Annotated in this window: 12 protein-coding genes; 7 read left to right on the forward strand and 5 right to left on the reverse strand. The window is 72.4% G+C overall.

The genetic code is table 11. The annotated features are described in order from the left end of the window. Window positions 1–60: 60 nt before the first annotated feature. Complete coding sequence (locus tag ACFZDL_RS41315; protein ID WP_353597015.1) at window positions 61–444, reverse strand: helix-turn-helix domain-containing protein; 384 nt, start codon at window positions 442–444, stop codon at window positions 61–63. 100 nt (window positions 445–544) lie between these two features. On the opposite strand from ACFZDL_RS41315, the gene ACFZDL_RS41320 reads away from it, so the two are divergent. Further along, the gene (locus tag ACFZDL_RS41320) at window positions 545–952 is read left to right on the forward strand and encodes a RidA family protein (protein WP_353597014.1); all 408 of its coding nucleotides are present in this window, start codon (window positions 545–547) and stop codon (window positions 950–952) included. Window positions 953–1,275: 323 nt separating this feature from the next. Then, complete coding sequence (locus ACFZDL_RS41325; protein WP_353597013.1) at window positions 1,276–2,460, forward strand: MFS transporter; 1,185 nt, start codon at window positions 1,276–1,278, stop codon at window positions 2,458–2,460. Window positions 2,461–2,480: 20 nt separating this feature from the next. Here the strand turns inward: ACFZDL_RS41325 and ACFZDL_RS41330 are convergent, their stop codons facing one another. From ACFZDL_RS41330 to ACFZDL_RS41340, 3 genes are all read right to left on the reverse strand, one after another. After that, window positions 2,481–3,665: an ArgE/DapE family deacylase gene (locus ACFZDL_RS41330; protein ID WP_353597012.1), complete on the reverse strand. Its 1,185-nt coding sequence runs from the start codon at window positions 3,663–3,665 to the stop codon at window positions 2,481–2,483. Between the two features lie 158 nt (window positions 3,666–3,823). After that, window positions 3,824–5,089 carry a Zn-dependent hydrolase gene (locus ACFZDL_RS41335; protein ID WP_353597011.1) on the reverse strand — a complete coding sequence of 422 codons (1,266 nt, stop codon included), beginning with the start codon at window positions 5,087–5,089 and terminating at the stop codon, window positions 3,824–3,826. Between the two features lie 227 nt (window positions 5,090–5,316). Next, on the reverse strand, window positions 5,317–6,438 hold the full coding sequence (locus ACFZDL_RS41340; RefSeq protein ID WP_353597010.1) for a diaminopropionate ammonia-lyase: 1,122 nt from the start codon (window positions 6,436–6,438) through the stop codon (window positions 5,317–5,319). 149 nt (window positions 6,439–6,587) lie between these two features. On the opposite strand from ACFZDL_RS41340, the gene ACFZDL_RS41345 reads away from it, so the two are divergent. The 4 genes from ACFZDL_RS41345 to ACFZDL_RS41360 all read left to right on the forward strand — a co-directional run bounded on the left by ACFZDL_RS41345 (window position 6,588) and on the right by ACFZDL_RS41360 (window position 8,720). After that, window positions 6,588–7,538 (forward strand): LysR substrate-binding domain-containing protein, encoded by a 951-nt coding sequence (locus ACFZDL_RS41345; protein ID WP_353597030.1) that lies wholly within the window; start codon window positions 6,588–6,590, stop codon window positions 7,536–7,538. 69 nt (window positions 7,539–7,607) lie between these two features. Beyond that, window positions 7,608–7,793, forward strand: a complete 186-nt coding sequence (locus ACFZDL_RS41350; protein ID WP_353597009.1) for a DUF1737 domain-containing protein — start codon at window positions 7,608–7,610, stop codon at window positions 7,791–7,793. Window positions 7,794–7,802: 9 nt separating this feature from the next. After that, the gene (locus ACFZDL_RS41355) at window positions 7,803–7,940 is read left to right on the forward strand and encodes a hypothetical protein (protein WP_353597008.1); all 138 of its coding nucleotides are present in this window, start codon (window positions 7,803–7,805) and stop codon (window positions 7,938–7,940) included. Between the two features lie 3 nt (window positions 7,941–7,943). After that, window positions 7,944–8,720 carry an SDR family oxidoreductase gene (locus ACFZDL_RS41360; protein WP_353597007.1) on the forward strand — a complete coding sequence of 259 codons (777 nt, stop codon included), beginning with the start codon at window positions 7,944–7,946 and terminating at the stop codon, window positions 8,718–8,720. A gap of 29 nt (window positions 8,721–8,749) precedes the next feature. Here ACFZDL_RS41360 and ACFZDL_RS41365 read toward each other — a convergent pair whose 3' ends face one another. Next, window positions 8,750–9,538: an MBL fold metallo-hydrolase gene (locus tag ACFZDL_RS41365; RefSeq protein ID WP_353597006.1), complete on the reverse strand. Its 789-nt coding sequence runs from the start codon at window positions 9,536–9,538 to the stop codon at window positions 8,750–8,752. 85 nt (window positions 9,539–9,623) lie between these two features. Here ACFZDL_RS41365 and ACFZDL_RS41370 point away from each other — a divergent pair, with 85 nt between their 5' ends. Continuing rightward, window positions 9,624–10,220 (forward strand): ABATE domain-containing protein, encoded by a 597-nt coding sequence (locus ACFZDL_RS41370; protein WP_353597005.1) that lies wholly within the window; start codon window positions 9,624–9,626, stop codon window positions 10,218–10,220. Window positions 10,221–10,397: the final 177 nt, after the last annotated feature.

Genomic DNA, 10,397 nt, shown 5'->3' on the forward strand with positions numbered 1-10,397 from the left:
CGAGCGCGCCCCGTGGCCACGGCTCAGCCGAGGCGACGGGGCGTGCGGCTTGTGCCCACGTCAGGCGTCGAAGCGGTGGCGGGCGGCCTCGATGTGACCCAGGTACTGGTGCGTCCAGCCACACATCGCATCGACCGTGGCCCGCAGGGCCCGGCCCGGCTCGGTGAGGGTGTACTCCACCCGCGGTGGCACGGTGGGGTGCACCGTCCGCTCGACCAGGCCGTTGCGCTCCAGCATGCGCAGGTTCTGGGTGAGCATCTTGTGGCTGATGCCCTCGACCTCGCTCCGCAGCTCACTGAAGCGCAAAGTGCGCTCACCGAGGATTTCGATGATCAGGAACGCCCACTTGTTGGCGACGTCCGTGAAGATCTCCCGCGCCAGGGAATCCGCGCGCCTCAGGTCCGCTTCGTCGGCCGGGCTGCCCTTGAACCGCTTGGTCACCATAAGGTTCCTCAGTCACTGAAAAGTGCGTTCTTCCATGTCAGCGGCCACTCTCCTACAGTTCCTGAGTAACCACAAGAGATCGAATGAGGAGACAGGCAGTATGGCCATCACCCTGGTGAACCCGAGTGGATTGCCCAAAATCGATGTCTACCGGCAGGTGTCGATCGCGTCCGGGTCGAAGCTGGTCTTCATCGCCGGACAGGTCGCCTGGGACGCCGAAGGGGTCACGGTCGGCGAGGGCGACCTCGCCGCGCAGGTCGAGCAGTGCTACCTCAACATCGGCACCGCCCTCGCCGAGGCCGGCGGCTCCTTCGACGACGTGGCGAAACTGACCTTCTACGTCGTCGACTGGACGCCCGACAAGATGCCCGCCCTCCTGGAGGGGATCTCCCGGGCGACCGCGAAGCTGGGGGTCACCCCGGCCCCGCCGGCCACGCTGCTGGGGGTCGCGGCACTGGCCGTGCCCGACCTTCTCGTCGAGATCGAAGCCACCGCGATCCTCGACTGACGGGGAAGTGACGAAGGGCCGCTCCCGACGCTCGGGAGCGGCCTTTGGGGCGCTGCGGTCACGCCGTCCGGGAAGCCCCTGCACAAACCCTGCCCCGTCCTGTTACCGTCCTCCCAGTCGCCCGGGCCCGCCTTGGTCCGGGCCCGGCATTTCTCTTCCGCCTGGTGAACGGGGTGGCGGCGAGGGCGCGTGTCCCGTCCTTCCGCAGTCATGGACGTCCCTGGCGGGCTACGGGTCGCACCATTTTTTCGCACCCCGGCGGGGTGCCAGGCGCCGGCGACCTGGGGTGGCCCGCCCCGCCCGGTGGCGACGAAGGACTCCTCATGCCGTCCGCCACATCCGGCTACCGCCCGCTGCTGCGCGCCCCCGGTGCCGCCGCTTTCTTCCTCGCCGCCGCCGTGGGCCGCGTCGGCATCGCCATGACCGGCCTCGGCCTGGTCTGGCTGGTACACGCCCGCACCGGCTCCTACGGCACCGCCGGCCTGGCCACCGCCGGGTTCGCCCTTGCCGAGGCCCTGATCGGCCCCGCTCTGGCCCGTCTGGTCGACCGGTTCGGCCAGATCCGCGTCCTGCCGTTCTCCCTCCTCGCCCATGGCACCGCCATCGCCGGCGTCCTGGCCGCCACCTCCTCGGCCGTCATGGTCCTCTCAGCCGTCTGTGCCGGTGCGGCAGTCCCGCAGCTCGGGGCTCTCTCCGCGGCCCGCTGGGCCCACCTGCTGCGCGAGGGGCGAACCGGTGAACTGCACACCGCCTTCTCCCTGGAATCGTTGGCCAACGCCACCGCCTTCCTCCTCGGGCCCGTCCTGGTCACCGCGCTCGGTGCGGCCGGCAACGCGGCTCTGGCCAGCACCATCGCCGCGGCCCTGATCCTGGGCGGAGGAGGCGCCCTGGCCGCCCAGCGCCGCACCGCGCCCCGGCCCGCCCGCGGCCACACCAACGGCCCCCACTCCGAACGGACGCTGCTGCGGGCGGACTTCCTCCTCCTCGCCCTGCTCAACCTGGCCATCGGGCTCTACTTCGGCACCATGGGCGTCTCGGTGAGCGCCTTCGCCACCGGACACGGCGTGCCCGAGGCCGCCGCGCCGATCATCGCCGCCTCCGGCGTCAGCGGGCTGCTCTCCGGCTGGCTGTACGGGCTGCGCCGGTACCGCGCCCCGGCACATCTCCAACTCGTCATCGCCGCCGCCTACCTGACCGGCGCAGGGCTGCTGCTTCCCCTCGCACCCTCCGCGCTCTGGCTCGGCGCGGCCGTGGTGGTCACGGAGGCGGCGGTGCCGCCCACGCTCGTCCTGCTGAACGTCCTGACCGAGAAGTCCGTCCCCGCGACGGTCCTCACGGAGGCATTCACCTGGAACAACTCCGCCGGCGCCGCCGGTTCGGCGCTTGCGGCGTCCCTCGCGGGCCGCACTGCCGACGGCCTGGGCGCCTCCGCCGCCTTCACCCTGGCCCCGATCGCCGGGCTGGTTCTCCTCGTCCTCTCCGTCACCGCCCGGCGCCGATGGGCGTGAGCCACTGGCCGGCGGCGGGCTCAGGAACAGAACTCGGTGATGGTATCGGTGAGGATGTCGGTGAGGCGGTCCAGCGAGGCGAGGTCGACGTACTCGGTGGCCGCGTGGGCGCCCTCGCCGTCGACGCCGAAAAGCAAGCAGGGAATGCCCGCGCGGTCCAGAAGGGCGCAGTCGGTCCAGAAGGGCTCGGCCCGTACGACAGGCGGGTGGCCGAGGGCCCGCTCGGCATGGCGGGTGAGGGTGCGGACGATGGGCGCCTCGGGGTCGGCCTCGAAGGGCTCGCGGTGCAGGCCGGGGGTGAGCCGGTAGCGGAAGTCGGGGACCGTGGCGGCGAGGTGGTCCAGGACGTCGGTCACCTCCCGCTCGACGGTCTTGGCGCTCTCGCCGGGGACGGTGCGGCGTTCCAGGGTGATACGGCAGTGTGCCGGGTAGGTGGAGGGTTCCTGGCCGCCGTGGATGACGGAGGCGTGGACGGTGCCGGCGCCCAGGAGGGGGTGGGCCGGGCCCTGCGCGAGCCGCTGTCCCAGTCGCTCCAGCGCGACCAGGAAGTGGCCGGCCTTGGCGATGGCGTCGATGCCCAGGTCGGGGCGCGAGCCGTGGGCGGCTCGCCCCTCGATCTCCACATCGAACCAGGCGAAGCCCTTGTGGGCGAGGGTCAGTTGGAGATGGCTGGGCTCGGTGACGATCGCCGCGTCGGCGGTGAAGGACTCCAGCACCTCCGCGGTGCCGTGGCTGCCGTGCTCCTCGTCGGCGACGCAGGCGACGAGCACATCGCCGCGCAGGGGGCCCTGGGCGGTGGCGCGTGCGGCGGCGACCATCATGGCGGCGATGCCTCCTTTCATGTCGAAGGTGCCGCGGCCGTGCATCTTGCCGTCGCGGATCTGCGGGTCGAGCGGGTCGCCGTCGTAACCGGCGAGGCTGACGGTGTCGAGGTGGCCGTTGAGCATGAGCGAGCGGCCCCCGCCGGTGCCGCGGGCGATCGCGACGAGTGAGGGCCGGCCGGGGTGCTTTTCCAGTCTGTGGACCTCGAAGCCGCGGGCGGTCAGCCATTGGCCGCAGAAATCGGCGATGACGGTCTCGCCGGCCCCGCCGGGGACGAGGGCGGGGTTGACGGAGTCGATGGAGATCAGCCCGGCCAGCAGGCGTCCGGGGTCAGGGTCATGGGCATTGGGAGCCGCTGGAGTCGAGGGGGTCTCGGGGAGCATGGGGGCCTTCCGACATGTCCGATGCCGCCCCGGGGACCGGGGGCGGGGTGGTGGCTGTGGCATACGGGGGTGGCGCTGTCGCCGAGCACCGTGCCCCGGCCGCCGTGGGCGGTGCGGCCCGGTGTTCTGCTCGGGCCGCGGCGGGGCGCTGTCGGCGGTCAGTCCTGGTCGGCCAGGCGAAGGAGGGTGGTGGCCAGGACGTCGATGCCGTGGGCGCACGCCTGGGGGGTGGAGTACTCGCGGGGATTGTGGCTGATGCCGTCGTACTCGCCGCGCACGAAGATCATGGCGGTGGGGCAGAGCGCGGCGATCTCCTGGGCGTCGTGGCCGGCGCCGGAGAGCAGGGAGATGTGCTCCAGGCCGTGGTCGTCGGCGGCCTGGGCGATGACCTTCCGCACACCCTCGTCGAAGGGTACGTAGCCGGTCCTCGCCATCCGCCGGGTGGCCGTCGACAGGCCCGGCCGGCTGTTCTCCAACTCGCGCAGGAACGCTGCCAGCGCTTCCTCGGCGCGGGCCATCTGGGCGTCGTCGGGGTTGCGCAGGTCGACGGTCATCTCGGCGCGGGCCGGGACGATGTTGGTCAGGTCCGGGTGGACGACCAGGTGGCCGACGGTGGCGCGCAGATCGCCGTACTCCCCGGAGTCGACCAGGGACCGCAGGTGGACGATGATCTGGGCGGCGGCGAGGCCGGCGTCGGCACGCAGATGGGTGGGGGTGGTGCCGGCGTGGGCGGCGCGGCCGTGGATGGTGATCTCCTGCCAGGAGATGCCCTGCACTCCGGTGACCACACCGACCGTGACGTCGTTCTCGGCGAGGACGGGGCCCTGTTCGATGTGGCATTCGACGTAGGCGTGGGGCGGGGCGAGGCGTACGCCGGCGGGGCCGGCGAAGCCGGTGCGGACCAGTTCGCCGCCGAGGGTGTGGCCGTCGCGGTCGGTCAGGGCGTGGGCGTACTCCAGGGTGAGGCGGCCGGCGGCCACGGCGCTCCCGAGCATGTCGGTGCCGAAGCGGACACCCTCCTCCTCGGTGAAGACCCCGACCTCGATCGGGCGGCGGGTGGTGATGCCGCGCTCGTTCAGGGTCCGTACGACCTCGATGCCGCCCAGGACGCCGAGGCAGCCGTCGAAGGCGCCGGCGGTGGCGACGCTGTCGATGTGCGAGCCGGTCAGGACCGGGGCCGCGGTCGGGTCGGTGCCCTCGCGGCGACCGTAGATGTTGCCCATCCGGTCGATACGGACGGCCAGTCCGGCCTCCTCCATCCAGGCGATGACCTGGCGGCGGCCGGCGGCGTCGGCGTCGGTGAGGGCGAGGCGGTTGACGCCGCGCAGGCCGGTGCGTTCGTCGTCGTACGCGCCGATCTCGGCGAGGTCCATGAGGGACTGCCACAGGCGGTCACCGTTGACAGCGATCTTCGGGCTTGTCATGGCATGTCTCCAGGGGGTTGGCGGAAATGGTGGTGGTGGGAGCGGATCGGCCGGCCGAGGTCGCGACCGCGAACCCGAAGCCGATGAGGACGACGCCCGTGGTCCGTCCGAGCACCAGGCGCCTCTTCGGCGTCTCGAGGACGCGCCGTCGTCATGGCCCACGCGGCGGGCAGCCCCGGCGGGAGGGTGAAGCGGTGGTTCAACGCGGGGTCTTTCGGGTGTCGTGCTCAGTGGTCGGTGGTGGAGTGCGGGTTGGCGGCCGCGCCCTCGGTGCTCAGCAGTACGACGACCGAGGTCGCGTCGAGCCCCAGCGCGCCACGGCGTTCCAGGGCGCCCGCGCCGGTGAGCACCGCGCGCAGACCGGCGAGTGTCGCGGCCCCGCAAGGGCCCGAGGAAACGCCGAGGGCGGCCAGGCGGGCGGCCGCCTGGCCGCTGTCGGCGTCGGAGACGGCGACAGCGGCGTCCAGCCCGCCGTGCAGGTGGGGCCAGGCGATGCTGGACGGGGTGCCGCAGTTCAGTCCGGCCATGGTGGTCTCGCCGGTGGTGACGCTGACGGGTTCCCCGCGGGTCAGGCTTTCCAGCACGCAGGCCGCGGCCTCCGGCTCCACCGACAGCAGCGCCGGGGCCGGCCCCGAGGGGTGGCTGCGGTAGTGAGTGATCACGGCCTGGGCCAGCGACCCGACGCCCACCGGGATGGAGACGAGGTCGGGCCCGGCGTCGACGCCCTGGGCCGCCAACTGCTCGTCGATCTCGGCGCAGAGGGTGGAGTAGCCCTCGACGATCCATCCCGGGATCTGCTCATAGCCCGGCCAGGCGGTGTCCTGGACCAGCACCGCGTCCGGCGCGGCGGCCGCCCGGGCCGCCAGGCGTACGGCCTCGTCGTACGCCCCCTCGACCTCGGTGACCTCCGCCTGCTCGGCGACGATGGCCGCCACGGCCCGCGCGTGCACACCCTGCGGGACGAAGACGTGGGCGTGCTGCCCGAGCAGGCGTGCCGTACGGGCCACCGCACGGCCGTGGTTGCCGTCGGTGGCGGTCACCAGGGTGACCGGACCCGCCGCGTGGCCGCTCGCGGCCCGCTCGGCCAGGGCGCGGTGGACCGCCCAGGACGCGCCCAGCGCCTTGAAGGCGGGCAGCCCCAGACGGCATGACTCGTCCTTGACGAACACCCGGCCGACACCCAACTCGGTGGCCAGCTGGGGAAGTTCGGTCAGCGGGGTGGGTGAGTAGCCGGCCAGCGCGGCGTGGAAGCCCCGTACCTCGGCGGGTGCGGGATCACACCGCCAGACACGGGCACCGGGCCGCACAAGCCACGGCGGCGTACGGGAGGAGGAAAGTTTCTCAGGCACACGATCAGGGTCCGACACCCTCCTGGGATCGGTCCAGCGAATGTTTTCGACCTATACTCATCGGAAAAACCGACTATTGGTCGGCGACCGAGAAAAGCTGTCGCTCCGTGACGGCGAGCAGAGCCGGCCGGGAGGAGCGTGAGCGGGCGATGTTCGACCTGCACCGCCTGCGCCTGCTGCGCGAGCTCAAACACCGCGGCACCCTGGCGGCCGTCGCCACCGCCCTGTCCTACGCTCCCTCTTCCGTCTCCCAGCAGCTCTCCCAGCTGGAAGCCGAAGTCGGCGTCCCGCTGCTGGAACCGGTCGGCCGGCGGGTGCGGCTGACCGAGCAGGCCGAGATTCTGGTCGCCCACACCGAAGCGGTCCTCGAACGCCTGGAGCGCGCGGAGGCCGATATCGCCACCTCCCTCGCCGAGCTGACCGGCACCCTGCGCATCGCCTCGTTCCAGACGGCCGCCCTGGCCCTGGTCCCGACCGCACTGAGCCTGCTGCGCGAACTGCACCCGCAGCTGCGCGTCCATGTCACGCACATGGAACCGGAGAAGGCCCTGCCCGCCCTGCAAGCCCGTGACTTCGACCTCGTCCTCGCCGAGGAATACCCCGGCAACCCCAACCCGCGGCCCGCCGAGCTCGAACAGGAGGACCTGCTCGAGGACCCCCTGCACCTCGCACTGCCGAAGCCGGCCGACGGCCCGGACACCGACGGCCCGGATGACAACGGCCCGGATGACAACGGCCCGATGGCGACGCTGCGCTCACTGGCGGACCACCCCTGGGTGATGGAACCCGAGGGCACAGCCGCGCGCCACTGGGCCATGACCCTGTGCCGCAACGCCGGCTTCGAACCCGACGTACGGTTCGAGACCACCGACCTGCTGCTCCACCTCCGCCTCGTCGAGCAGGAACACGCCGCGGCCTTCCTCCCCGACCTCGTCTGGAGCGGACAGCCGCCGACCGTCACCCTGCGGCGACTCCCCCGCGGCCAGCGCACGCGCCGCGTCTTCACCGTCGTACGCCGCGGCCGCAGCCGGCACCCCGCCGTCCTCGCGTGCCGGGACGCCCTCCTCCGGGCAGCCGCCCTCCGCTCCGAGCGGGCGTAGCTCATTGCCGACAGCTCGAGTGTCGGCCCGCCGACTCGGTGGCCGAGCGCTTCTGGGATCCTTCACCTCATGAGCACACCACCGGACGGATTGCCCATCTACCGTGTCCTGACCGGACCGGACGACGCCACGTTCTGCCGGCGTGTGAGCGAGATGATCAGTCTCGGCTACGAACTGCACGAAGGTCCCGCCGTCACCTTCAACGGTGAGCGGGTCATCGTCGCCCAGGCGCTGATCTGGCCGACACGGTCGTAAGGGGCTGCCGTGGCCCGGCGCCCACGGGTCTCGGCCGCCTCCGACCGATGTCTTCAACTCTTCGGCGATTACGGCTACATGCTGGAGTACCCGATCGCGCCTCTGTGCGCGGACGCGGTCATCATCGCCGAGTCCCTGGGGTTGTGAGACATGTCCGTGCACGACTTCTCCGGCCGGCCGGGCGTCGCCCTGGTCGCGGGCGGCACCGGTGGCATCGGGGCGGCCGTCGTCCGGCTCCTCGCGGAGCGCGGCAGCGACATCGCCTTCACCTATCGGGCCAACCGGGAAGCGGCCGACGCCCTCGCCGACGAGGTGCGGACGTACGGCCGCCGCGTCCACGCGCTGCGCGTGGACCTCACCGACGAGGAGGCCACCGCGCGGGCCGTCACCGACACCGCCGCGGCGAGCGGCGGCCTGCACACCCTGGTGTACGCGGCCGGGCCGCACGTCCCGATGACCCACCTCAGCAAGGTCACACCCGCTCGGTACCGGGCCCAACTCGAAGCCGACGCGGTGGCGTTCTTCAACCTCGTCCATCCCGCGCTGCCGCCGCTGCGGAGGAGCCGGGGCGCGGTCGTCGCCGTGACCACGGTCGCCACCCGCCGCTTCCCGGTCCGCGACGGGCTGTCGTCGGGCGCGAAAGGAGCGGTCGAGGCGGTGGCCCGCGCCCTCGCCGCCGAGGAGGGGCGCTACGGCGTCCGCGTCAACTGCGTCGCCCCCGGCATGCTCACGGACGGGATCGCGGCCAGGCTGATCAGCTCCGGCGAACTCGACGAGGACGCCCTCGCCGTCACCCGGCGCAACATCCCGCTGCGCCGGTTCGGCCGGGCGGAGGACATCGCGGAGGCGGTCGCGTTTCTCGCCTCGGAGCGCGCCGGGTTCATCACCGGCCAGGCGCTGGGGGTCGACGGCGGGTACAGCGTCTGATTCCGGGGCTCATGGGCCGCTGGGCACGGTCAGCCCCGGTCGCCCAGGTCCAGGCGGTCGAGCAGCCCGGCGGCGGTGAAGGCGGCGACCAGTTCGTCACGGCCCTCGGTGAAGTGCGCCCAGCTGTCGTAGTGGACGGGAACCACCCGGCGGGCGCCCAGGATCCGAGCGGCCTCGGCGGTCTGCGCGCTGTCGAGGACGATCAGCGCGCCGTCGAAGAGGACGGAGAAGCGGGGAGCCCCGGCGAACAGGATGGCGGTGTCCACCGGGCCGAACCGTCCGGCGATCTCCTCGACGAGGCCGAGCGAGGCGTTGTCGCCGCTGACGTAGACCGTCGGCAGCCCCTCCCCGGTCAGGACGAATCCGACGACCTGGCCGGTGACCGGTTCGACTTCCTCGCGCGCACCGGGCCCGTGGAGGGCGGGCACGCCCGTGACGGTGATCGTGCCGCCGCCGGGGCGGTCCAGTTCGACCGGCTCCCAGTCGGCCAGCCCCCTGGCCCCCGCCCCCAGTCGCTGTCCGCCCCCGGGCGTGGTCAGGGTCAGCGGGACGTCGGCGAGCAGGGCCCGGCCGGATTCGTCGAGGTTGTCGGGGTGTTCGTCGTGGGAGAGCAGGACCACGTCGATGCGGCCGAGATCGGCGGGCGCGGAGGAGGAGGGTGCCGTCTTGGTCAGCCGGCCGCCCGGCACGTGGTAGTCGCGGGGCTCGTCGAAGGTCGGGTCGGTCAGGAAGCGCAGGCCCCCGTAGTCGAAGAGGGCGGTCGGACCGCCGAGGACGCGGATGGGGATCTGCTCAGGGGTCGTACTGGTACCGGACATAGAAACCTCACGGATATTGAGCGGCTTATCCGTGAGTGACGGTAGCCGCGTCTCACGGATGAGTGCAAGCCGTACCATGACAGTCATGAGCGAGCCCCCGACCGCCGAATCCGTGCCGCCGCCCGCGCCGGGGGCGGAGGAATACCTCGCCCTCGACTTCGTCAACAGCGCCGTCGCGCTGCCCGGAGGGCACTTCACCGATCTCCTCGGCACCCCCGGGGACGCGAATCGGTGGCTCACCGAACACGGCCTCGCGCCGGCTGACGCCGGGGTGCAGGAGATGTGCGCGGCGCAGCTTCGCTCCCTGCGCGAACACCTCAGATCACTGTTCGCCGCGCGCGTCGCCGGGCTGCCGGCCCTGGCCCCGGCACTGTCCGCCGTCAACGACGCGCTCAGCAGGGCTCCCACGGCCGCGCTGCTGTACTGGGACGAGAAGAACGGCCCCTACCGCGCGGCCCCGTGCCCCACCAACGAGATCCTCGACCGCGCCCTCGCGACCCTCGCGGCCAACGCGGCCGACCTCCTCACCGGCCCCGACGCCGACCGCCTCACCAACTGCGGCTCCGCCCCCTGCAACCGCTACCTGCTGCGCCACGGGCGCCGCCAATGGTGCTCCACCCGCTGCGGCGACCGCGTCCGCGCCGCCCGCGCCTACGCCCGACGCACCCGGCCGGAAGCGTGAATCCATGCCGGCGGCCGTCGCGTTCGACCAGTGCGGCGGGAGGGCGTGGATCGCCGTGCGCAAACGGCAGGTGGCTGCCTTTAGGGCAAGGCCATGAAGTTACGGGCTGATCGGCTCTGTCAACAGGACGTCGATGCTGATGGTGGCCTTGTAGGTGCGTCGGTCGACGCGCAGGCT

The organism is Streptomyces sp. NPDC007917, from assembly GCF_042959105.1.
Taxonomy (GTDB): Bacteria; Actinomycetota; Actinomycetes; order Streptomycetales; family Streptomycetaceae; genus Streptomyces.